22 protein-coding genes are annotated in these 23,218 nt (G+C 64.2%); 16 read left to right on the forward strand and 6 right to left on the reverse strand.

The genetic code is table 11. The features are described from left to right. Positions 1-145 precede the first annotated feature (145 nt). The 11 genes from ACUTR7_RS24475 to ACUTR7_RS24525 all read left to right on the forward strand — a co-directional run bounded on the left by ACUTR7_RS24475 (position 146) and on the right by ACUTR7_RS24525 (position 11,518). Entirely contained in the window at positions 146-1,225 is a 1,080-nt protein-coding gene (locus ACUTR7_RS24475) for a pilus assembly protein PilM (protein ID WP_043795715.1), read from the forward strand. Next, on the forward strand, positions 1,222-1,833 hold the full coding sequence (locus tag ACUTR7_RS24480) for a PilN domain-containing protein (protein WP_445610018.1): 612 nt from the start codon (positions 1,222-1,224) through the stop codon (positions 1,831-1,833). The genes ACUTR7_RS24475 and ACUTR7_RS24480 overlap by 4 nt, the downstream gene beginning before the upstream one ends. Continuing rightward, the gene (locus tag ACUTR7_RS24485; RefSeq protein WP_013800761.1) at positions 1,833-2,510 is read left to right on the forward strand and encodes a type IV pilus inner membrane component PilO; all 678 of its coding nucleotides are present in this window, start codon (positions 1,833-1,835) and stop codon (positions 2,508-2,510) included. The genes ACUTR7_RS24480 and ACUTR7_RS24485 overlap by 1 nt, the downstream gene beginning before the upstream one ends. Then, positions 2,510-3,058 carry a pilus assembly protein PilP gene (locus ACUTR7_RS24490; protein ID WP_445610019.1) on the forward strand — a complete coding sequence of 183 codons (549 nt, stop codon included), beginning with the start codon at positions 2,510-2,512 and terminating at the stop codon, positions 3,056-3,058. The genes ACUTR7_RS24485 and ACUTR7_RS24490 overlap by 1 nt, the downstream gene beginning before the upstream one ends. After that, the gene (pilQ, locus tag ACUTR7_RS24495; RefSeq protein ID WP_445610020.1) at positions 3,055-5,202 is read left to right on the forward strand and encodes a type IV pilus secretin PilQ; all 2,148 of its coding nucleotides are present in this window, start codon (positions 3,055-3,057) and stop codon (positions 5,200-5,202) included. The genes ACUTR7_RS24490 and pilQ overlap by 4 nt, the downstream gene beginning before the upstream one ends. Positions 5,203-5,225: 23 nt before the next feature. Beyond that, positions 5,226-6,836, forward strand: coding sequence for a hypothetical protein (locus ACUTR7_RS24500; RefSeq protein ID WP_445610021.1), 1,611 nt, complete (start codon positions 5,226-5,228; stop codon positions 6,834-6,836). A gap of 8 nt (positions 6,837-6,844) precedes the next feature. Continuing rightward, positions 6,845-7,390, forward strand: coding sequence for a shikimate kinase (locus ACUTR7_RS24505; protein WP_174549378.1), 546 nt, complete (start codon positions 6,845-6,847; stop codon positions 7,388-7,390). Positions 7,391-7,519: 129 nt separating this feature from the next. Next, entirely contained in the window at positions 7,520-8,638 is a 1,119-nt protein-coding gene (gene aroB, locus ACUTR7_RS24510) for a 3-dehydroquinate synthase (RefSeq protein WP_445610022.1), read from the forward strand. Between the two features lie 64 nt (positions 8,639-8,702). Next, the gene (locus ACUTR7_RS24515) at positions 8,703-9,881 is read left to right on the forward strand and encodes a deoxyguanosinetriphosphate triphosphohydrolase (protein ID WP_096913956.1); all 1,179 of its coding nucleotides are present in this window, start codon (positions 8,703-8,705) and stop codon (positions 9,879-9,881) included. Positions 9,882-10,019: 138 nt separating this feature from the next. Continuing rightward, entirely contained in the window at positions 10,020-10,640 is a 621-nt protein-coding gene (locus tag ACUTR7_RS24520) for a DUF1415 domain-containing protein (RefSeq protein WP_096913955.1), read from the forward strand. Then, complete coding sequence (locus ACUTR7_RS24525; RefSeq protein WP_445610023.1) at positions 10,637-11,518, forward strand: class I SAM-dependent methyltransferase; 882 nt, start codon at positions 10,637-10,639, stop codon at positions 11,516-11,518. Before ACUTR7_RS24520 ends, ACUTR7_RS24525 begins: the two co-directional genes overlap by 4 nt. 19 nt (positions 11,519-11,537) lie before the next feature. On the opposite strand, the gene ACUTR7_RS24530 is transcribed toward ACUTR7_RS24525, so the two are convergent. Beyond that, on the reverse strand, positions 11,538-12,635 hold the full coding sequence (locus ACUTR7_RS24530; RefSeq protein WP_192368465.1) for an MBL fold metallo-hydrolase: 1,098 nt from the start codon (positions 12,633-12,635) through the stop codon (positions 11,538-11,540). A 192-nt stretch (positions 12,636-12,827) separates the two neighbouring features. On the opposite strand from ACUTR7_RS24530, the gene ACUTR7_RS24535 reads away from it, so the two are divergent. The 3 genes from ACUTR7_RS24535 to ACUTR7_RS24545 all read left to right on the forward strand — a co-directional run bounded on the left by ACUTR7_RS24535 (position 12,828) and on the right by ACUTR7_RS24545 (position 16,689). Further along, the gene (locus tag ACUTR7_RS24535; RefSeq protein ID WP_445610024.1) at positions 12,828-14,240 is read left to right on the forward strand and encodes an alkaline phosphatase; all 1,413 of its coding nucleotides are present in this window, start codon (positions 12,828-12,830) and stop codon (positions 14,238-14,240) included. Positions 14,241-14,278: 38 nt separating this feature from the next. After that, the gene (locus ACUTR7_RS24540) at positions 14,279-15,796 is read left to right on the forward strand and encodes an alkaline phosphatase (RefSeq protein ID WP_034398945.1); all 1,518 of its coding nucleotides are present in this window, start codon (positions 14,279-14,281) and stop codon (positions 15,794-15,796) included. A 95-nt stretch (positions 15,797-15,891) separates the two neighbouring features. Then, entirely contained in the window at positions 15,892-16,689 is a 798-nt protein-coding gene (locus tag ACUTR7_RS24545; protein WP_445610025.1) for a hypothetical protein, read from the forward strand. Positions 16,690-16,878: 189 nt separating this feature from the next. Here the strand turns inward: ACUTR7_RS24545 and ACUTR7_RS24550 are convergent, their stop codons facing one another. The 5 genes from ACUTR7_RS24550 to ACUTR7_RS24570 form a co-directional block, all read right to left on the reverse strand. Next, complete coding sequence (locus ACUTR7_RS24550; RefSeq protein ID WP_012207363.1) at positions 16,879-17,886, reverse strand: Bug family tripartite tricarboxylate transporter substrate binding protein; 1,008 nt, start codon at positions 17,884-17,886, stop codon at positions 16,879-16,881. 175 nt (positions 17,887-18,061) lie between these two features. Beyond that, entirely contained in the window at positions 18,062-18,802 is a 741-nt protein-coding gene (locus ACUTR7_RS24555) for an SDR family NAD(P)-dependent oxidoreductase (RefSeq protein ID WP_445610026.1), read from the reverse strand. Between the two features lie 7 nt (positions 18,803-18,809). Continuing rightward, entirely contained in the window at positions 18,810-20,021 is a 1,212-nt protein-coding gene (pcaF, locus tag ACUTR7_RS24560) for a 3-oxoadipyl-CoA thiolase (protein WP_445610027.1), read from the reverse strand. 72 nt (positions 20,022-20,093) lie between these two features. After that, a complete protein-coding gene (locus tag ACUTR7_RS24565; RefSeq protein ID WP_026062883.1) occupies positions 20,094-20,753 on the reverse strand; it encodes a 3-oxoacid CoA-transferase subunit B in 660 nt (219 codons plus the stop codon). Between the two features lie 26 nt (positions 20,754-20,779). Further along, the gene (locus ACUTR7_RS24570) at positions 20,780-21,481 is read right to left on the reverse strand and encodes a 3-oxoacid CoA-transferase subunit A (protein ID WP_012207359.1); all 702 of its coding nucleotides are present in this window, start codon (positions 21,479-21,481) and stop codon (positions 20,780-20,782) included. An 86-nt stretch (positions 21,482-21,567) separates the two neighbouring features. Between ACUTR7_RS24570 and ACUTR7_RS24575 the strand changes: the two genes are divergently transcribed. After that, the gene (locus ACUTR7_RS24575) at positions 21,568-22,407 is read left to right on the forward strand and encodes an IclR family transcriptional regulator domain-containing protein (RefSeq protein WP_043822246.1); all 840 of its coding nucleotides are present in this window, start codon (positions 21,568-21,570) and stop codon (positions 22,405-22,407) included. 55 nt (positions 22,408-22,462) lie between these two features. After that, entirely contained in the window at positions 22,463-23,173 is a 711-nt protein-coding gene (locus ACUTR7_RS24580; RefSeq protein ID WP_013800776.1) for a transposase, read from the forward strand. Positions 23,174-23,218 lie beyond the last annotated feature (45 nt).

The following is a 23,218-nucleotide window of genomic DNA, read 5'->3' on the forward strand; positions in this document are numbered from 1 at the left end:
GCCCGCAATAATGTCTGTTTTTGGCCACTAGCGCCTAGCGTGCTCCGGCTGGCATGGTGAGTTGTGCGCAGTCTTGCTGATAGCATTCAACCTATATGTGAAGGTTTGTTGCGTTCTTTACATACACAAGAAGAGGGAGGGCAAGTTGATTGCTATGGGATCCTTATTCAGTCGCCAGCCCGCACCTTTGCTAGGCATCGACATCAGTTCTTCGAGCGCCAAGCTCGTTGAGCTGTCTCGTGCCAAGTCGGGCGAACTGTTGCTGGAGCGCTGTGCCATCGAACCGCTGGAGCGGGGATGGATCACGGACGGCAACATCGAAAAGTTCGACGAAGTGGCAGAGGCTGTACGGCGACTGGTCAAAAAAAGCGGTACGCGGACCAAGAACGTGGCCATGGCCTTGCCGGCCTCGGCCGTGATCACCAAGAAGATTTCGCTGCCGGACGGCATGAGCGAGCAGGAATTGGAGGTCCAGGTCGAATCCGAGGCCAATCAGTACATTCCTTTCTCGCTCGATGAAGTGAGTCTGGACTTCTGCGTCATAGGCCCGTCATCGAATTCACCCGGCGATGTGGACGTGCTCATTGCCGCATCGCGCCGCGAGAAGGTCCAGGACCGCCAGGGCCTGGCCGAGGCGGCCGGCCTCAAGCCGACGGTCATCGACATTGAGCCCCACGCCTCCCGCATGGCGGCTGCACGGCTGATCGAGCGTCTGCCCAATCAGGGCAACAACGCCCTTGTGGCCTTGTTCGAGTTGGGCGCCATGACGACCAGCATGCAGATCCTGCGCGATGACGAGGTGCTGTATGACCGGGACCAGGCCTTTGGCGGCGCACAGTTGACGCAACTGATCGCGCGCCAATATGGTTTCTCGCTCGAAGAGGCCGAGTCCAAGAAGCGCAGCGGTGAACTTCCGGAGGACTACGCGTCCGCCGTGCTCAAGCCCTTTGTGCAAAGCATGACGCAGGAAGTGTCGCGCGCACTGCAGTTCTTTTTCACCAGTACGCCCCACAACCGCATAGACCACATCCTGCTGGCAGGCGGCTCGGCCCCACTTTCCGGCCTGTCCGAGGCCATCACGCAGCAAACGGGTTTTGCCTGCAGCCTTGCCAATCCCTTTGATGGAATGGAAGTCGGCAGCGGCGTACGCCTCAAGCGCATGTCGCGCGAGGCCCCCGCCTACCTGACCGCCTGCGGACTGGCCATGCGGAGGTTTGTCTCGTGATCCTGATCAATCTGCTTCCTCACAGAGAAGCAACACGCAAGCGCCGCAAGGAAGCATTCCAGGCCACTATGGTCCTGTCTGCCCTGGTGGGGCTTTTGATCATTGGCGCGGTCTACTGGTGGTACCAGATGATGATCGAGGCCCAGCAGGCAAAGAACACCATGCTGCGCGCCGAGATCACCGTCCTTGAGTCCCAGATCAAGGAAATCGCCGGGCTGGAAAACGAGATCACGGCCCTGCGTGCACGCCAGAAGGCCGTGGAAGATCTGCAGTCCGACCGCAATCTTCCGGTGCACATGCTCAACGAGCTGGTGGCGCAGTTGCCCGATGGCGTCTACATCACCAGCATCAGGCAGGAAGGCCTGTCTGTGACCATGCAGGGTACGGCGCAGTCCAATGAGCGGGTTTCCGGAATGCTGCGCAATCTGTCCGAAGGAACACCCTGGATCTCCAAGCCTGATCTGGTGGAAATCGTGGCCAGGACGGTCAATGTCACGCCCAAGGACCAGCGCCGCGCTGCTGCGTTCAATCTGCGCTTTCAACTGACGCGTGCCAGTGTGGCGGAAAAGAGCCTTTCGACGCCGGCCAACCCAGGAAAGCCCCAGTGATGGCCAAGAAGAAAAAGAACGACATCGACTTCTCCGCACTGCAGGAGAACATCCAGCGCCAGTTCCGTGGTCTTGATCCCAATGACCCGTCGCGGTGGCCTGTGTTGCCGCGGGCGCTTTTGTGTGTGGCCATCGCGCTGGCTGTGGCCGCCGTGCTCTGGTATGTGCTGATCAAGGACTACGAAGACACCTTGGAGCAGGAGCGCAATACCGAAGTCACGCTGCGCCAGGACTTCAGCCAGAAGCTGTCCAAGGCCGTCAGCCTGGATGGCCTGAAGAAGCAGCGTGAACAGGTCCAGCAGTATGTGACGCAACTGGAAAAGCAATTGCCCAGCAAGGCGGAAATGGCGGCGCTGCTCTCGGATATCAATCAGGCAGGGCTGGGTCGCAGCCTGCAGTTTGAAACCTTCCGGCCTGGTGCGATGGTTGTCAAGGAGTACTACGCCGAGTTGCCCATTGCGTTGAAGGTCACGGGCCGCTTCCATGACATTGGATCCTTTGCGTCCGATGTGGCCTACCTGTCGCGCATCGTGACCTTGAACAATCTCTCGATCGTCCCCGTGGGCAAGGAAGGCAGCGAAGTCTTGAGCATGGAGGCGACGGCTCGGACCTTCCGCTACCTGGATGCCGACGAGGTGCAGGCGCAACGCGCGGCTGCAGGGAAGGGCAAGAAATAATGAGACATATGCGTTTCAGCGGCTGGCTCATGTTGACTGCCTGCCTGACCGTCTCAGGCTGCTCTTCTTCTGATCAGGAGGAACTGCAGAGCTGGATGGCCCAGGAAAGAGCCAATGCCAAGCCCCGTGTCAAGCCTTTGGAGGAGCCCAAGACCTTCACGCCCCAGGCCTATCTTGGTTCTGATGGCATGGATCCTTTCAATCCCATGAAGCTGATGCAGGTGCTGCGCAGGGAGTCTGCACAGACTAGCGCCAATACCACCCTGATTGCTTCCGAACTCAATCGCCGCAAGGAACCGCTGGAGGCCGAGCCTTTGGATGCAATGACGATGGTCGGCAGTCTGGACAAAAAAGGCGTGCCTACGGCGCTTGTCAGGGTGGGGGCTTTGCTGTACCAGGTTCGGGCAGGAAATTACCTGGGGCAGAACTACGGCAAGGTTACCCGGATCACCGAGACGACCATCCAGTTGCGGGAAATCGTCCAGGACGGCAGCGGCGACTGGATAGAGAGAAATAGCACACTGGAGTTGCAGGAGGGAAGAAAATGATGGGCACACATCGAAGCATGTTGCACAAGGCTCGCTGGGGAATCGCCGTAGGCGGTTGGCTGCTTGGCTCCTTGGCATGGGCGCAGTCCGCGATAGAGTCGGTCTCCGGCTCGATTCAAGGAGGCACTGAGGTGGTGCGCATCGAGCTTTCCGAAGCGCTGGCTGCGGACCCGACCGGATTTGCAATCCAGTCGCCTGCACGAATCGCACTGGATTTCCCTGGCGCAACCAATGCCACGGGTAAATCGATGGTCGAGCTCAACCAGGGCAACCTGCGCTCCATCAATATCGTGGAGGCATCCGGCCGCTCCCGTCTGGTGCTGAATCTGAAGTCTGCTACGTCCTACCGCACTGAACGCCAAGGCAAGGCGCTGCTGATCCTGTTGGATCCGGTGGCAACGTCTGCCACAGTAAAGCCTTCTACGCAGCAGGGCGTGTTTGAAGCCAAGACAGCTGTTGGCAGTGATGTCCAACCCATTCGGGATGTTGATTTCCGTCGTGGCAGTGATGGTTCTGGCCGCATCGTCGTGGGGCTGAGCAATAGCCAGGTCGGCGTGGATCTGCGCCGCGAAGGCAAGGAATTGGTGGTCGATTTCCTGCGCTCCTCTTTGCCTGAAGGGCTGCGACGCAAGCTGGATGTTGGGGATTTCGGAACGCCGGTGCAGACAATCTCTTCGGTGCAGCAGGGTGAGTCGGTGCGCATGCGCATCGCTCCCGTCGGCGACTGGGAGCACAGCGCCTACCAAAGCGACAGCCAGTTTGTGATCGAGGTCCGCCAGAAAAAGGTGGATGTGAGCAAGCTCACGCAGGGTCCCGGCTACAGCGGTGAAAAGCTCTCCCTCAATTTCCAGAACATCGAAGTGCGGTCGCTGCTGCAGGTGATCGCCGACTTCACGAACTTCAATATCGTGACCTCGGACACGGTTTCCGGGGCGTTGACCCTGCGTCTCAAGGATGTTCCCTGGGATCAGGCGCTGCAGATCATCATGGATGCCAAGGGCCTTGGCATGCGCAAGTCGGGTTCGGTGCTCTGGATAGCACCCAAGGATGAGATCGATGCGCGCACCAAGCGTGACTATGAAGCCGCGATTGAAATCCAGAAACTGGAGCCGCTGCGCACCCAGGGCTTTCAGCTGAACTATGCGAAGGCGGCCGATATTCTATTGCAAATCACGACGAACACCAGCTCTGCCGGGGTTGGCGGAAATGCGACGAGATTTCTGTCCGAGCGTGGATCTGCAATCTCTGAGCCCCGGACCAACCAACTCTTTGTGACGGACACTCCCGCCAAGCTTGAGGCCATGAAGGCATTGCTGGCCACGCTGGATGTGCCAGTGCGTCAAGTGCTCATTGAAGCGCGTATTGTGGAAGCGCGTGACACGTTCGGACGTGCGCTGGGTGTGCGCCTCGGCGGCGGGGACTTGCGTGCCCAGCGCGGTGGTGATGGCGGCTACGGTATCGGCGGTGACAATCGTGTTGTCTTCGGTACGGGATTCGATAACGCAAATGCCTCTGCAGGTGCAGGAGGTACGGTCAATACTTCGGGCAGCTTTGTGAATCTTCCTGCATCCGTGTCAGGAGTTTCAGGATCTGGCACGTTTGCCATGTCCATCTTCAATGCAGCAGCCAATCGCTTCCTTACGTTGGAGCTCTCGGCGATGGAAGCCGATGGGCAAGGCAAGATCATTTCAAGCCCTCGTCTCATGACAGCCGACCAGACCAAGGCACTGATCGAGCAGGGTACGGAGTATCCATATTCAGTCACTGCGCCCAACGGAGCGACCACCATAGCCTTCAAGAAGGCGGTGTTGAAGCTGGAAGTAACGCCGCAAATAACTCCGGAAGGCGATATCATTCTGGATCTGGATATCAACAAGGATTCTCGCGGTGAAACCACGACCCAGGGGGTGGCTATTGACACCAAGCATATCAAGACGCAGATCCTCGTACAAAACGGTGGCACCGTGGTGATTGGTGGCATCTTTGAACTGGAAGAAACCAATCAGGAAAACAAGATTCCTTTGTTGGGCGATGTGCCTGTGCTGGGAAATCTTTTCAAGAGCCGCTCCAGGGCCTCTTCCAAGAGAGAAATGCTGGTATTCATTACGCCAAAAATGATTTCTGATAGCGCTGCAAAACGCTGAGTGAAAATTTAGGGAGATATTTGATGAAGAAAATGTGGTTGGCTACTTTGACGGCCTTTGCTCTGGTTGGGTGCGGGGGGGGAGGCGGGAATCCGGGGACACCTGGAGGAGGTACGGGGGGTGGTACGACACCGGATGTGGCCAGTGTCGAGTTCCTTCTTGACAAGACTGTTGTCGCCAATTCGGGAAGCGACTCCGCCACCTTGACGGTCACAGCACTGTCCGCAAGCAGGAATCCTGTCGCCAATGCACCTGTCTCCGTTGTGCTGGATTCGGGTGTTTTTACACCCAACGCCAACGTGACGGATGCCTCTGGCCGTGTTACCGGAAAGATAGAGATCGGTGGTGATCGTTCCAACCGGGATATCCGCTTCAATCTGAAGGCTGGTAATCAGTCGGGTACAGGTGTTGTGGCTGTCACCGGCAGCCAGATCGCATTGACTGTGGTTCCCTCTGCTCCTTCTCCGGGGCAACCAGTGGAGGTCACGGCAAAAATCTCGGATGCGAATGGCACAGGAATTTCTGGCATTCCTGTTGTGCTTTCCGGATCGGTTCTCAGTGCTGCGGTGACGGCCCAGACGGACACGTCTGGCGTAGCCAAGTTTGCGGCATTCAATGCACCAGGCGCCGCCCAGGTCTACTCCTTGCAGGCCAAGGCTTCAGGAGTGGTCTCAAACGAGCAGATCACTGTGGCAGGCGGCGCTGCCCAAGTCCCAGACGCGGTGGGTGTGGTCAGTGCGGCGAGCTTGTCCATTGTGCCGAATACCGTCAAGCCTAATCTGGATGGCGGTCGTACCAATATGGCGCAATTGCGAGCCCTGTTCCTGGACAAGGACAACCGCGCCATTCCCAATATGCGGGTCCGCTTTGAGATCGTTCCGCCTGGACTGGGTTCTGGAGAGGCTATCTCGACAGGCAGCCAATCCGTGATATCCAATGCCAGCGGCGTTGCCTTGGCGCAATATATTCCTGGCACGCGTATCAGCCCGACAGATGGGGTCAGCATCCGCATGTGCTATGGAAATTCTGACGCAGCTGTGTCCAATGGGAAGTGCCCCAATTCGCGTGTCAGTACGCTGACTGTTGCCAGCGAACCTGTCTCCATCACTATTGGCGACAACAATGAGCTGGAAAAAGGCGCCAATAACCTTACCTATATCAAGAAGTTTGATGTGGCCGTTGCCAATGCTGCTGGTGAGGCAGTTGCGGATGCGGATGTTTCAGTAAGCGTGGATATTCTGCGATACGGATTTGGAAGCTATGACAACGTCAAGAATGCACACGTCGCTGGATCCGGTTTTTGCTTGAATGAGGACATCAATCGCAATGGAAATCTGGACAGCGGTGAAGACGCCAATGGAGATGGCCGCTTGACACCCCCCAAGGCCGATATTGTGGTGTCCTATTTCAACGGACGAAAAACAGGAGCCAATGGCCGTCTGATCGTTCAGACTGAATATCCGCAGAACGTAGCCACCTGGCTGCTGTACAAGCTGACCGTCAGCTCCAATGCTGCCGGCTCCGAAGGTCGTGCCGAGCGCATCTTCCTTACCTCGTTCGTCGAAGGTGACCAGAAGAACGGCTCCTTCCTGACCTCGCCTTACGGAGTGACATCCGTCTGCCTGCCCGAGTGAACACGCTGGTGAATTCCGATCAAGGTCCTGCCTCGCTCCGTGCGCCGGTGGTGGCCCTGATCGGCCTGCCCGGCTCCGGCAAATCGACCATAGGGCGCCAGCTGGCGCGCCTGTGGTCGATGCGTTTTGTGGATTCGGACCATGTGATCGAGCAGCGCATAGGCTGCAGCATCCGGGAGTTTTTCGAGCGCGAGGGCGAACAGGCTTTTCGAGACATGGAGTCGCAGGTCATTGATGAGCTGTCGGCCTCCACATCCAGCCTGCTGCTGTCCACGGGCGGCGGGGTGGTGCTGCGCGAGCAAAACCGCCGCCATCTGCATGCGCGCACCCAGGTCTTCTATCTGGATTGCACGCCAGAGGCCATCGCCGCGCGGCTGCGCAACGATGTGACGCGGCCCTTGCTGCAGGTGGAAGACCCGGCGCTGCGCCTGCGGGAACTGCTGCTGCAACGCGAGCCGCTTTATCTGGAGACGGCTCACTTCGTGATCCAGACATCGGGTCTGTCTGTGGCGCAGGCCGCCCAGCGCATACGCATGCAGGCGGAACTGGCCTGAGCACAGTCAGGTGGAACACGAAAGGCCTCGGCACTTGCCGGGGCCTTTTTCTTTAAGATCGGCGGTTGCCGGGCGCGCTGCCGTGTCGCGCAATTCCTTTCACTCTTTCTGCCTTGGAGCGACACCATCTTGCCCACCGCTTCCTCCTTGCCTGCCGCCCAGGTCGTGACCATTGACCTGGGTGACCGTTCCTACCCGATCACCATCGGCACCGGCCTGCTGGACCAGGCCGCGACCTATGCCGCCCTGCCTTCTGCGGCCCAGGCCGTGATCGTCAGCAATGATGTGGTCGCACCGCTCTATGAGCCTGCACTGCGCCGCGTGCTGGAACAACGCTACCGCAGCGTGCGTACCGTGGTGCTGCCCGATGGCGAGGCCCACAAGGACTGGCAGACGCTGAACCTGATCTTTGACGACCTGCTGTCCGGCGGCTGCGACCGCAAGACCGTGCTGTTCGCCCTGGGTGGCGGCGTCATCGGCGACATGACCGGCTTTGCCGCTGCCAGCTACATGCGTGGCGTGCCTTTCGTGCAGGTGCCCACCACGCTGCTGTCGCAGGTGGATTCGTCGGTGGGTGGCAAGACCGCCATCAACCATCCGCTGGGCAAGAACATGATCGGCGCCTTCTACCAGCCGCAGCTGGTGGTTTGCGACCTGGCCTCGCTGGACACGCTGCCCGTGCGCGAGCTGAGCGCTGGCCTGGCCGAGGTCATCAAGTACGGGCCGATCGCCGACATGGACTTCCTGGCCTGGCTGGAGGAGAACATGGATGCCTTGCTCGCCCGCGACCGCACTGCACTGGCGCACGCGATCAAGCGCAGCGTGGAGATCAAGGCATGGGTCGTGGGGCAGGACGAGAAAGAGGCTGGGCTGCGCGCCATTCTCAATTTCGGCCACACCTTCGGGCATGCGATTGAAGCCGGCATGGGCTACGGCAACTGGCTGCACGGCGAAGGCGTGGGCGCCGGCATGGTCATGGCGGCCGAGCTGTCGCAGCGCCTTGGCCTGGTGGATGCCGCCTTTGTGCAAAGGCTGCGTGTGCTGATCGAACGTGCGGGCCTGCCGGTGCGCGGCGCCGTGCTGGATGCGCGTGACAACGCTGGCCGCTATCTGGAGCTGATGCGCGTGGACAAGAAGTCCGAGGCGGGCGAGATCCGCTTCGTTCTCATCGACGGGCCGGGAAAGGCCGTCATGCGCTCGGCGCCCGATACCTTGGTGCGCGAAGTCATAGACGCCTGCTGCGCCTGACGCGCGGCTCTGGGGGCAAGCCGGAACTGCTAGAGTGCCCTTGTCAGCATGATGAGGCGATCGAATGCAGAAACAGGCCCTGGCCCCCTATGCCTGCAACCCGGCGTTCAGCCGGGGGCGGCGTTTCCCGGAGGCGCCTGCGCCCACGCGCAGCGACTTCCAGCGCGACCGGGACCGCATTGTTCATTCATCGGCCTTTCGGCGCCTGGTCTACAAGACCCAGGTCTTCGTCAACCATGAAGGCGACCTGTTCCGCACACGGCTGACGCACTCGCTGGAGGTTGCCCAACTGGGCCGCTCGGTCGCCCGGTCCCTGCAGCTCGACGAGGATCTGGTCGAAGCCATCTGCCTGGCCCACGACCTGGGCCACACCCCCTTCGGCCATGCGGGCCAGGACGCACTCAATGCCTGCATGCAGCCGCATGGCGGCTTCGAGCACAACCTGCAAAGCCTGCGCGTGGTGGACCGGCTGGAGGAGCGCTATCCGGCCTTTGACGGGCTCAACCTGAGCTTCGAGACGCGTGAGGGCATTCTCAAGCACTGCTCGCGCACCAATGCCGAGCACCTGGAAGCGCGGGAGCCCGGCGGTGTGGCCCAGCGCTTTTTGCTGGGCCGGCAGCCTTCGCTGGAGGCCCAGCTGTGCAATCTGGCCGATGCCATTGCCTACAACGCCCATGACGTCGACGATGGCGTGCGCTCCGGCCTGATCACCATGGCCCAGCTGTGCGAGGCCGTTCCCCTGTTCGCGCGCTATCACGACGCAACGCTGGCCGAGCATCCTCAGTTGGGCATGCCCCTGGCCGAGCGGCGCCTGCTGTACGAAAGCATCCGCCGCATGCTCAGCGACCAGGTCTATGACGTGATCGCCGCCACGCAGCAACGCATTGCTCAGGCGCGGCCCTGTTCGGTCGATGAGGTGCGCGCACAGGCTGGCCCCCTGGTGGGCTTCAGCGATACCATGAGGCAGCAGTCGCTGCAGCTCAAGCAGTTCCTGTTCCGCAATCTCTATCGCCATGAGCAGGTGATGAAGACCATGGACGGCGCGCAGCAGGTCGTGGCCGAGCTGTTTGCGGCCTACATGGTGGAGCCCGATCGCATGAAGCCGCGTTTCGTGCAGCGGGCCATGCTGGCCGAGGACGTATCGGCGCGTGCGCGGGTGGTGGCCGACTTCATCGCCGGGATGACGGATCGCTACGCGGCCCGGGAGCATGAGCTGCTGACAGGCCTGCGTCTGCTGGGCTGAGAAATCCGAGCACCGGCATCGCCCGGGCGGCGCGGCTAGAATGCGGACCCTGCGTGACAGGGCAGGGAAGAGTTCCTGGACGGTTTCGCAATGTCTGGGGGCGCAGTGCCCCCGTTCGCATTTTTGAAGGGCACAGCCATGACCGATACCAACCACGAGATTCGCGCGGCCGAGTTTCCGCCTGTCACCGTGATCGAGGATACGGTGCACTGGCTCGAAAAGGCCGTGATCGGCCTGAACCTGTGCCCCTTCGCCAAGGGCGTGCACATCAAGGGCCAGATCCACTACACGGTCAGCCAGGCCACCGACGCCGAGGGCGTGGCGGCGGATCTGCACCGCGAGCTGGAAGCGCTGGCCGAGGCCTCGCCCGAGAAGCGCGACACCACGCTGCTGATCCTGCCCCATGCGCTGCAGGAGTTCCTGGACTTCAACGACTTCCTCGAAGTGGCCGACGCCATGGTCGAGGAACTGGACCTGGGAGGCATCCTGCAGGTGGCCTCGTTCCATCCGCAGTTCCAGTTCGAGGGCACCGAAGCGGACGACGTCACCAACTGCACCAACCGCTCGCCCTATCCCACGCTGCACCTGCTGCGCGAGGACAGCATAGACAAGGCGGTCGAAGCATTCCCCGAGGCGGAGTCCATCTACGAGCGCAACATGGAGACGCTGGAGAAGATCGGCATCGAAGGCTGGCTGGACATGGGCGTGGGCGCGCGCTGCCCCGTGGTGCATGCAGCCAAGCCGGGCGCAGCCGAATGAAGGCGCGCCAAGGCAAGCCTGCCGCGAAACCCGAGCAGGATGTGACCGAGCAACTGGGCCTCAAGCCCGGCCAGTCCATCGAACTGCTCAAGGCGCTGCACATCCTCACGCGCGAAGGCAAGATCAACCAGGACTCGCGGCGCAAGCTCAAGCAGGTCTACCACCTGTACCAGTTCATCGCCCCCATCCTCGAAGAACTGTCGGCCGACGACCATGCGGTCACCCTGGCCGACCACGGTGCCGGCAAGTCCTACCTGGGCTTCATCCTCTACGACCTGTATTTCAAACCGCTGGGGCGCGGCCACATCTACGGCATAGAGACGCGCGCGCCGCTGGTGGAGGCGTCGCAGAAGCTGGCCACCGAGCTGGGCTTCGACCGCATGGGCTTCCTGAACATGTCGGTGGCCGAATCCACGCATGCCGACTTCATGCCTGCGCAATTCGACGTGGTCACGGCCCTGCATGCCTGCGACACCGCCACCGACGATGCCATCGCCTTCGGCCTGGAAAAGAAAGCCAAGGCCATGGTGCTGGTGCCCTGCTGCCAGGCCGAGGTCGCTGCCTGCCTGCGCCAGACCAAGGCGCTGAGCCTGACGCGCACGCCGCTGGCAGAACTGTGGCGCCATCCCATACACACCCGCGAAATGGGCAGCCAGCTCACCAACGTGCTGCGCTGCCTGTACCTGGAGGCCTGTGGCTACCAGGTCACCGTGACCGAGCTGGTGGGCTGGGAGCACAGCATGAAGAACGAGCTGATCATTGCACGTTACACGGGGCAGAAAAAGCGCAGTGCGGTCGAGCGCATGCGCGCCATCCTGGCGGAGTTCGGCCTGCAGGATGCGATGGCACAGCGCTATCCGCTGCTGCAGGCAGCCTGAGCCGGCTGCCGCTTCAGTCTCAGACCCCCGCCACGGCGTGGTACCAGGCGATGCCATCGGCATCGATGCTGCGCTCCACCTGCCCTGCATGCATCAGGTGGTTGAGGCAGGCCAGGCTCTCGCCCGTGGCCATACCCAGCAGGGCGGGGCTGGATTCACTGATGGGGCGTGAGAACAGGGCGCCGAAGACATCGACGGCGCGACGCGGTTCGGCCAGTGCGGCCAGCAAGCGGGCGTTGGCGCGCTCCTGGCCTGCCGCCAGTGAATCGATGCGTGCATGCAGGCCGCGAAAGCAATCGCCATGCGCGGGCAGGACGAGCACATCGTCGGGCACTTCGCGCCTGACCTTTTCCAGAGAATCCATCCAGTCGGCCATGGGGTTGGCGTCTGGCTCCATGGCATGGACCGAGACGTTGGACGAGATGCGCGGCAGCACCTGGTCGCCCGAGATCAACAGCTTGAGATCGGGGCAGTAGAGGCTGGCGTGCTCGGGCGAGTGGCCGCTGCCGACCACCACGCGCCACAGGTGCTTTCCTATGCGCAGTTCCTCGCCGTCGTGCAGGCGGCGGTAGCTGTCGGGCAGGGCGTGGATGTGCTTGCCGAAGTTGCCGAAGCGGGCGCGGTAGGACTCCAGCGCGCTGTCGCTCCAGCCTGCGCGGCGGTAGAAGGCGATGGCGTCGGGCGGCGCCTCGCGGCTGCAGTCCGAGACCACGACGCGGCAGTTCAGATATTCCAGGCGCGTCATGTACAGCGGCACATGGAACTTGCGCGTCAGCCAGCCGGCCAGGCCCACATGGTCGGGGTGCATGTGGGTGACCAGCACGCGCGTCAGCGAGCGGCCATCGGTGGATTGGGAGAACAGCGCGCGCCAGGTGGCCACGCCTTCGTCGGTGCGCGCACCGGTATCGACGATGGCCCAGCCCTCGCCGTCATCGATGGCCCAGAGATTGATGTGATCCAGCGCATAGGGCAGGGGCATGCGTATCCAGAGCACGCCGGGTGCGACCTCCAGCGTCTGCCCGCGCTGCGGTGGCGCCTCGAACGGGTAGTCGAGCACCGGCTTGGGCGGCGCATCCGTGGCGTGCGAGGCGTTCGGGGCTTGGGCTTTCTGGTCCATGGGGTTCCTTGTTCAGTCGCGGGGGTGGCCGGGGGCTCCCCGGCTGGCAGCGCATCCCCGCAACGATACGCCTGCCGCTGCTGCCTTGCTGTCACGGGCTCGTCACAGGTCGCTCCTACAGTGCACGGGTCAATCAACAGGGGGAGGGCGCGGCCGTGCTGCGGGGTCCCCTGCCTACAGAGGGATATCCGCATGAAATTGAAGATGTTGTGCAGCGCGCTGGCTGGTGCCTCGCTGCTGTTGAGCGCCTGTGGCGGTAGCGACGGTTCGTCCGCAGCCGCTCCGACCAAGAACGTGCTGTTCTTCCTGGGCGATGGCATGGGCATCACCACCATGACGGCCGCACGCATCTACAGCGTGGGCGAAGACGGTGAGCTGACCATGGACAAGCTGCCCGAGACGGCCTTTGTCCACACCTTCTCGAACGACGCCCAGGTGACGGACAGCGCGCCCTCGATGGCCGCCTACATGACCGGCGTGAAGATGAACAACGAAGTCATCTCCATGACGCCCGACACCAAGGCCACGGACGCTGCGGGCAAGGCCTATCACACCAACTACGACAGCACCTGCCCCAGCGGCAACGGCCAGGCCGTTCCCACGCTGCTCGAGCAGATGAAGTCCGCCGGCTACGGCACGGGCGTGGTCTCCACCGCGCGCATCACGCATGCCACGCCGGCAACCACCTACTCGCACGTCTGCCACCGCGATGCGGAAAACACCATCGCCGCGGCCCTGGTGCCCGGCGGCTCCGGCTACAACAGCAAGCTCGGTGACGGCGTGGACGTGATCCTGGGTGGCGGCTCCTACTACTTCACGCCCAAGGCCGACGGCGGCCGCCGCAACGACAGCCGCAACCTGATCGCCGAGTTCAAGACGCAAAAGTACAGCTACGCCGCCAACAAGAGCGAGTTCGACAAGCTGCCCGTGGACGGCAGCAAGATCGCCGGCCTGTTCACCAAGGACCACATGGCCTATGACCTGGACCGCGATGCGACCAAGGAACCGAGCCTGGCCGAGATGACGGGCAAGGCCATCGACGCACTGTCGGCCAAGAAGAAGGGCTTCTTCCTGATGGTGGAAGGCGGCCGCATCGACCATGCGCTGCACGCCACCAACGCGCGCCGCGCGCTGCAGGACACCGTGGCCTTCGACAACGCCATCCAGACCGCGCTGGACAAGATGGCCAAGCTCGACCCGGGCCTGAAGAACACGCTGATCGTCGTCACCGCCGACCATGACCACACGCTGCACCTGAACGGCTATGCCGCGCGCACCGGCAAGACCGAGGCCGGCAAGCCCGGCGTGCTGGGCCTGGTCAAGAACTACGTGGACGGCAAGGCCTCCACCGATGTGGATGGCAATCCCTACACCATCCTGGGCTTCGGCAACGGTCCCAAGCGCCTGGCCACGCGGGGTCCCATCGACGCGGCCTCGCTGGAAAGCCCCGACTACCTGCAGGAGGCCGTGGTGCCCCTGGCCTCCGAAACCCACGGCGGCGGCGACGTGTTCCTGGGCGCGCAAGGCATGGGTGCCGATACGTTCTCGGGCGTGATCGACAACACCACCGTCTTCGCGCTGATCAAGAAGAGCATCGGCTTGTGATGCCGCACGCTGCAATCAAGGCACTCAAGGAATTCCACATGCATCCGATCCTCCAAAAGACCTCCCTCGCCCTGGCTGCGGCCGGCGCGCTGGCGCTGCTGGCACCTGCCGCCCATGCGGCTGGCGAGGCCAAGAACGTCATCTTCTTCCTCGGCGACGGCATGGGTCCGGTCACCGTGACCGCCGCGCGCATCTACAAGGGTGAGAAGCAGCTGGCTGCCAATCCCACGGCACTGACCAGCAGCGAGCGCGCCACGCTGACCATGCAGTCCCTGCCTTACGCCAGCCGCGTCAAGACCTTCTCGCGCGATGGCCAGACCACGGACAGCGCGCCTTCGATGGCGGCCTACATGACCGGCGTGAAGATGAACAACGAAGTCATCTCCATGTCGGCCGAGACCATGGCCTACGCGGCCAACGGCCAGCAATACATCAACGGCGAGGACACCACCTGCCCGGCCGGCAACGGCCAGCCCGCGCAGACCCTGCTGGAGTTGTCCAAGGCCAAGGGCCGTGCCGTGGGCGCCATCTCCACCACGCGCGTGGGCCATGCGACGCCTGCGGCCACCTACGCCCACATCTGCAACCGCAATGGCTACAACAGCATTGCCGAGCAGTCCGTGCCCGGCCATGCCAACTACAACGCCAGGCTGGGCGACGGCATCGACGTGCTCATGGGCGGCGGCCAGCGCAACTACCTGCCCAAGTCGGTCAACCCCAGCAGCAAGCGCACGGACACGGCCAACCTCGTGGACATGATGAAGGCCAAGGGCTACGCCTATGTCGCCAAGGGCAGCGAGCTGTCGGCCCTGGACGCGACCAAGGCCCCCAAGCTGCTGGGCCTGTTCACGCAAAGCGAAATGGCCTACGAGCTGGACCGCGTCAAGCAAAAGCTGGATGAGCCCAGCCTGGCCGACATGACCGGCAAGGCGCTGGACGTGCTCAGCCGCAATGACAAGGGCTTCTTCCTGATGGTGGAAGGCGGCCGCATCGACCACGCACTGCATGGCACCAATGCCAAGCGCGCGCTGGAAGACACGCTGGCCTTCGACCGCGCCATCGAAACCGCCATGGCCTACATGGAAAAGAAGGACCCGGGCCTGAAGAACACGCTGATCGTCGTCACGGCCGATCACGACCACAACATGGTGTTCAACGGCTACTCCAAGATCGGCAACCCGATCCTGGGCAAGGTGCAGGACTACCAGACCGGCCAGATGGCCAAGGCCCAGGACGGCAAGCCCTACACCACGCTGGCCTTCGGCAACGGTGGCCGTCCCAACGCCACGGCCTCCAGCCAGGTCAATGCCGAAGATGGCAACAAGCCCTGGATCGCTCCCACGCGCGGCGCCTCGCGCGACGACGTGACGGCCGTGGACACCACGGACGACAACTACCTGCAGGAAGTCGGCCTGAACCTGGGCACGCCGGGCTCCGAGACCCATGGCGGCGGCGACGTGATGCTGTTCGCCGGCGGCGCGGGCGCCAAGATCTTCAAGGGCACGATGGACAACACCAAGGTGTTCTCCAAGGTCCGCGAAGCCGCTGGCCTGTAATTGTTTCTTCCTTCGTTGGCTGCTTGCCAACCCCTGGCCGGAGCCGTGGTACATGCGTGTGCCCGGCCCCGGTTTTTTCGCATTGGCTGGATTCCATGACGCTTTCCCTTCCGGCGCCGCGCGCGGCGCGTCACATCTACGCGGCCGCGCTGCTGGCCTGTTCCGTCTCCGCAGCATGGGCCGCCGAGCCGGCCAAGGCGGCGGCACCCGTACCCACGGCCGCAGTCCCTGCTGATTCCGTGGCGCGCACCACGGCCGCCGTGCAGGCCACGCCCGAGGCCGACCTGCGCATCACCTACGAAGCCATGAGCGTGGGCAGCGATGGCGTGCAGCGCAGCAGCGTCTATACCAACCGTGTCTACCGCCGCAAGGCCCAGCTGTGGATAGAGCGCGAAATGCCCGCCGCCCTGCGCCAGAGCCAGGACCACGGCCACGACCATGCCCACGGCCCGCACGCCGGCCACGCCCATGACGAGGCCCGCGCCGCACCCCTGTCCATCCGCCGCGCCGATGACGGCAAGGTGGGCGTGGAAGTCATCCTGGCCAAGCTGCGCCGCGTCATCAGCGTGGACCTGGCTCACCACGGCAACGTCGGCTACGGCGGCTCCTTCGACAACGTCTACTGGATCGTGCCGCCCACCGCGCTGCAAGGCATGGAACGCGTGGGCAAGCCGCACAACGGCGTGCAGCGCTACCGCGGCACGGCAGGCGAACAAACCACCGTCATCGACTGGGACGTGGCCAACCAGTTCGCCCGCCGCGTGGAGCGCAGCGACTCCCATGGCACCGAGCGCATCGTCGTCACCGCCACCAAGCTGCCCGCACCGCTGGCCCAGCCCTGGAAGGCCATCGAAGGCTACGACAAGGGCGACTACTCCGATCTGCTGGATTGAGCACCTGACACCCCAATGCAAAGAGCTGCCCGGAGGCAGCTCTTTTTTATTCCCCATTTCAATGCTCAAACGCATGGCGCTGGAAACCGGCGCAGCCTGACACCAGGGGCGCCGAGCAAGAGCCGCCTCGCGGCGATGGCGCCGTCCCCCTTCAGGGGGAAGCCGCGCAGCGGCTCAGGGGGAGGCCAGTTACACCTGCGCTCCAGAGTCTTTTACGACCTTGCTCCACTTCGTCGATTCGGCCTTGATGTAGGCGAGGAATTCGGCCGGCGTGTCGATCACGACATCACCGCCCTGGTCGTTGATCTTCTTGACCACGGCCGGGTCCTTGAGCACCTTGGCAATGGCCGTGTACAGGCGCTGCTGCACGGCGGCGGGTGTCTTGGCCTGGGTCCAGAGGCCGAACCACGAAGTGGCCTCGTAGCCGGGCACGCCGGCTTCGGCCACGGTGGGCACATCGGGCAGTTCGGGCGAGCGCTTGGCCGTGGTCACGGCGATGGGACGCAGCTTGCCCGAGCGCACGTGCTGGATGGCCGAGGGCATGTTGTCGAACATGATGGCGATCTGGTTGCCCAGCAGGTCGGTGATGGCCGGGGCGCTGCCCTTGTAGGGCACGTGCACCATGTCCAGGCCGGTCATGGAGCGGAACAGCTCGCCCGACAGGTGGATGGAGCTGCCGCTGCCCGAGGAGCCGTAGTTCAGCTTGCCGGGATTGGCGCGCGCGTAGGCGATCATTTCCTTGACGGTCTTGAACGGCTGGCTGGGGTGGGCCACCAGCAGGTTGGGCACGTTGGCCACGCGCGTCAGGGGCGAGAAGTCCTTGATGGGGTCGAAGCCGGGCTTGGCGTAGAGCGCTGCATTGATGGCATGCGTGCCCACGGTGCCCATGAACAGCGTGTAGCCGTCGGCCGGCGCACGCGCGGCGGCCACGGCGCCGATGTTGCCGCCCGCGCCGGGCTTGTTGTCCACGATCACGGTCTGGCCCAGTTCCTGCTGCAGCGCCTGGGCGACGATGCGCGCCAGGATGTCGGTGGTGCCGCCAGCGGCGAAGGGCACGAGGATGGTGATGGGCTTGCTGGGGAAGCCGTCCTGGGCCAGGGCGGCGGTGCCGGACAGGGCGCCGAGGGCGGTCAGGGATGCGGCGGCCAGTGCCTGCAGGCCACGGCGGCGGGTGAAGTGGGTGGTTTGATCGGACATCGAGAGGTCTCCTGATTCGGCAATAAGGTGGATGGCCGGGCCCGGCAAGGTCGGGCTGGGCCAGGGCAGGGCCCTGTGTGGCGCCCGCCTGTGCAGGCGGGCGCTTCCAGTGGTTCTTCTTGAAGGGTGTTGTGCCTGGAAAGGCGTTCGGTCAGACGGTCGGTCCGACGTTCGATCAGACGGGCGCCACGCCCAGCGTGGTGCCGCCGCAGATGTAGAGCACCTGGCCGGTGACGAAGCCGTTGTCGGGCGACAGGAAGAACAGCGCAGCACGGGCCACGTCTTCCGGTGTGCCCATGCGGCCCACGGCAATGCTGTTGAGGATGCGCTGGGTCTGCGGCGCGCCTTCGGGGTTGCTCTTGGTGAACAGCTCGGTGGCGATGGGGCCGGGGCCCAGGGCGTTGACCGTGATGCGGTCGCGGCCCAGTTCCATGGCCAGGGTGCGTGTCAGGCCGATCAGGCCGGCCTTGGTCGCCGAGTAGACGATGCGGTCAGGCTTGCCCAGCGCGGCGCGCGAGGACATGTTCACGATGCGCCCCTCGCCGCAGGCACGCAGCGTGGGCAGGAAGGCCTGCACCAGCAGCATGGGCGCGCGCAGGTGCAGTCCCACCACGTCGTCGAGATGCCGGGTGCTGGCGTTGTCGATGGTGCCGGGGCGTGTGGCGCCCGCGTTGTTGACCAGGGCCACCACGTTGTGCGCGGCGGCAATGCGGGCCGCCGCCTCGGCGGTGGCCTGCTCGCTGGTCAGGTCGGCCTGGTAGCTCACCAGCAGCGGATGGCTCCAATCGGGCAGCACGTAGTCGAGGTTGACCACGGCGCGGCCGTGGGCCAGCAGGGCCTCGGCGATGGCGCGGCCGATGCCGTTGCTGGCGCCGCTGACCACGGTGACGGGTGTCTTGTTATCCACGGTGCTCATCGCAGTCTCAGACCTTTTCCAGGATCACGGCAATGCCCTGGCCCACGCCGATGCACATGGTGCACAGCGCGTAGCGGCCGCCCAGCGTGTGCAGCTGGTTCACGGCCGTGGTGGCCAGGCGGGCACCGGAGGCACCCAGCGGATGGCCCAGCGCAATGGCGCCGCCCCATTGGTTGACGCGGCGGTCGTCGTCGGCAATGCCCAGATCGCGCAGCACGGCCAGGCCCTGTGCGGCGAAGGCTTCGTTCAACTCGATCACGTCCATCTGCTCCAGCGTCAGGCCGGTCAGGGCCAGCACCTTGCGCACGGCGGGCGCGGGGCCGAAGCCCATGATGCGCGGGGCTACGCCGGCCACGGCCATGCCGACCACGCGGGCGCGGGGCACCAGGTTGTATTGCCTGGCGGCTTCCTCGTTGGCCAGCAGCAGGGCGCAGGCGCCGTCGTTCACGCCGCTGGCATTGCCGGCCGTCACCGTGCCATCCGGGCGCACCACGCCCTTGAGCTTGGCCAGCGCCTCGATGGTGGTGGCGCGCGGATGTTCGTCCTGGCCCACCACGATGGCGTCGCCCTTTTTCTGGGCAATGGACACGGACACGATTTCCTTGGCCAGGTAGCCGGCCGCGATGGCGGCGGCGGCCTTTTGCTGGCTGGCCAGGGCCATGCGGTCCTGGGCTTCGCGCTCGATCTTGAAGTCGTCGGCCACGTTCTCGGCCGTCTCGGGCATGGAGTCCACGCCGTACTGCTGCTTCATCAGCTTGTTGACGAAGCGCCAGCCGATGGTGGTGTCGTACACGGCGTTGCTGCGGCTGAAGGCGCTTTCTGCCTTGGGCATGACGAAGGGCGCACGGCTCATGCTTTCCACGCCGCCCGCGATCATCAGGCGGGCCTCGCCCGCCTTGATGGCGCGCGCGGCCGTGCCCACGGCGTCCAGGCCCGAACCGCACAGGCGGTTGATGGTGGCGCCCGGCACATCGATGGGCAGGCCGGCCAGCAGGGCGGACATGCGTGCCACGTTGCGGTTGTCTTCGCCGGCCTGGTTGGCGCAGCCGTAGAGCACGTCGGCCACGGCTGTCCAGTCCACGCCGGGGTTGCGCTCCATCAGCGCCTTGATCGGCACGGCGCCGAGGTCATCGGCACGCACCGGGGACAGGGCGCCACCGTAGCGGCCGAAGGGGGTGCGGATGGCGTCGCAGATGAAGGCCTGGTTGGACTGGCTCATGGTGTCTCCTGGGAAAAGAATGAAGAGGTGCCTGGGTGCGCCGCAGCGCACCCACTGGGGGGAGCGGAGGGATCAGGCCGTGGCCGTCGCGTCCTTGATGGGCAGGCCCACGATGGACTGCAGCTCGGCGTGCGAGAGGCCGGGCACGGTGTCGATCAGGCGCAGGCCCTCGGGCGTGCATTCCAGCGTGCACAGGTCGGTGTAGATGCGCTTGACGCAGGACAGGCCCGTGAGCGGATAGCTGCAGGCCTCGACGACCTTGCATTCGCCGGTCTTGGTCAGCAGGTCCATCATCACCCAGGTCTGGCGTGCACCCACGGCCAGGTCCATGGCGCCGCCCACGGCGGGAATGGCACCGGCCTCGCCCGTGCTCCAGTTGGCCAGGTCGCCCGTGGCCGAAACCTGGAAGGCGCCCAGCACGCAGATGTCCAGGTGGCCGCCGCGCATCATGGCGAAGCTGTCGGCATGGTGGAAGTAGCAGCCGCCCGGCAGCAGGGTGACGGGCTGCTTGCCGGCATTGGTCAGGTCATAGTCCTCCTGGCCTTCGGCGGGCGCCGGGCCCATGCCCAGGATGCCGTTCTCGCTTTGCAGGATGACCTCTCGGCCGGCCGGGATGTGGTTGGCCACCTGGGTGGGCATGCCGATGCCCAGGTTGACATAGGCGCCGTCGAAGATGTCTTCGGCCACGCGCCGGGCCAGCTCTTGCTTGCTGCGTTTCTGGTAGCTGCTCATGCTCTTGCTTTCGGCGGTTGGGGCGCTCATGCGGTTTTCTTGAAGCCGCCGGCCTGGGTGGCCACGCGGTCGATCTTCACGATCTGGCTCACGTAGATGCCGGGCGTGACCACGGCCTCGGGGTCCAGCGCGCCCAGCTCCACGATCTCGTGCACGGTGGCGATCGTGTGCTTGGCCGCCGTGGCCATCACCGGCCCGAAGTTGCGGGCCGACATGCGGTAGGTCAGGTTGCCCCAGCGGTCGCCCTTCTCGGCCTTGACCAGTGCCACGTCGCCGTGGATGGGATGCTCCAGCACATAGTGCTTGCCGTTGATCTCGCGCGTTTCCTTGCCGTTGGCCAGCTCCGTGCCATAGGCCGTGGGGCAGAAGAAGCCGCCGATGCCGGCGCCGGCGGCGCGCAGGCGCTCGGCCAAGTTGCCCTGGGGCACGAGTTCCAGCTCGATCTTGCCGCTGCGGTACAGGTCGTCGAACACCCAGCTGTCCACCTGGCGGGGGAAGCTGCAGATGATCTTGCGCACCTGGCCGCTCTTGAGCAGGGCGGCCAGGCCCTGGTCTCCGTTGCCCGCGTTGTTGTTGACCACGGTCAGCTCGCGTGCGCCCTGGGCGATCAGGCCGTCGATGAGTTCGGTGGGATTGCCCGAGGTGCCGAAGCCCCCGATCAGCACGGTGGAGCCGTCCTGGACGCCCGACAACGCCTCGGCGATGGTGTCGGTGATTTTGTTGATCACTTGCTTGTCTCCGGTATGCAGGCCGCTGGCGCTGCGCTAAAATGTTCGTATGTAGAACAAAAGTTCGCAGAAAGAATTATAGAGCCATGGAAAAAAATGCCGCTTCCGTAATTTCCACAGGTGGGGTTGAAGAAGAGGGCGGCACGCCGCGCCCCGGCGACAGCTATGTGCAGTCCTTTGCGCGCGGCCTGGGCGTGATCCGCTCGTTCAGCGCCGAGGCGCCTGCGCAGACGCTCAGCGAGGTGGCGGCGCGCACGGGGCTCACGCGTGCCGGGGCCCGGCGCATCCTGCTGACGCTGCAGACGCTGGGCTATGTGAAGAGCGACGGCAAGCTGTTCCAACTCACGCCGCGCATCATGGAACTGGGCTTTGCCTACCTCAGCTCCACCCCGGTCTGGAACCTGGCCGAGCCCGTGATGGAAAACCTGGTCGACGAGGTCAAGGAGTCCTGCTCGGCCGCCGTGCTCGATGGGGGCGACATCGTCTATGTGCTGCGCGTGCACACCCACAAGATCATGAGCACCAACCTCGGCGTTGGCTCGCGCCTGCCGGCCTGCTGGACCTCGATGGGTCGCGTGCTGCTGGCCGGCGAGAGCGATGAATCCCTGCAGGCCCTGCTGGATGCGCGCGAGCGCCGGCAGTTCACGGCCCTGACCGAGCAGGATGATGACCGCCTGCGCCAGCGCATTCTGGAGGTGCGCGCCCAGGGCTGGGCCCTGGTGGACCAGGAACTGGCCGAAGGCCTGATCTCCATCGCGGCGCCCGTGAAGAACGCGGCCGGGCGCACCGTGGCCGCGCTCAACATCAGTGGCCAGGCCAACCGCAACAGCGCTGAGATGATGCGCGGGCAACTGCTGCCCCGGCTGCTGGCCGCCACGCAACTGGTGAGCCAGCTGCTGCGGGCCTCATCGCGGCTTTCCCTGTAGGGCGGCGGGCGGCGCAGCGCTCCATAATTGCCGATCCACGCCCCGCACTCGCACCATGGCCCGCCTGCCCCGACTCACTCTTGCGGATCTGCCGCACCACATCATCCAGCTCGGCAACAACGGCGGGGACATCTTCATCGATGCCCAGGACCGGGAGACCATGCTGGGGCTGCTGCGCGAGATGGCGCGCAGCTGCGAGCTGGCCGTGCATGCCTACGTGCTGCTGCCCAGCCAGTTCCACCTGCTGGCCACGCCCCGCACCGGCGATGGCCTGCCCAAGTTCATGCAGGCCGTGGGCCGGCGCTATGTGCGCTACTTCAACGACCGCCACGGCCGCAGCGGCACGCTGTGGGAAGGCCGCTATCGCGGCACGGTGCTGCAGCCCAGCTGGCTGCTGCCCACCATGGTCTTCATGGACGACAGCCCTGTGCGCGCCGGCCTGGTCCAGCGGCCGGCCGACTGGCCCTGGTCCAGCTACGCGCACAACGCCGGCCTGCGCAGCGACGCGCTGATCCAGCCGCATGCCGTGTTCTGGGAGCTGGGCAACACCCCGTTTGCGCGGGATGCGGCCTATGTGGAAGCCGTGGAAGAGGGGGTTGGCGCCGACGACGCCGAGCGCATCAGCCAGTCGGCGCTGCGGGGCTGGGCGCTGGGCGATGAGCAATTCATTGCCGATTTACAACAGCGCACCGAGCGCCGTGTGACCCGCCAACGTGCCGGTCGTCCGCCCGGACGGACCAATGAGCGCACCACAACAGTGCGTTAGTACCCACTGATAGCCTGCAAGTGCTTGATTCCTCACTACAGGCCT

Source organism: Delftia sp. NA_296.1, from assembly GCF_052692095.1.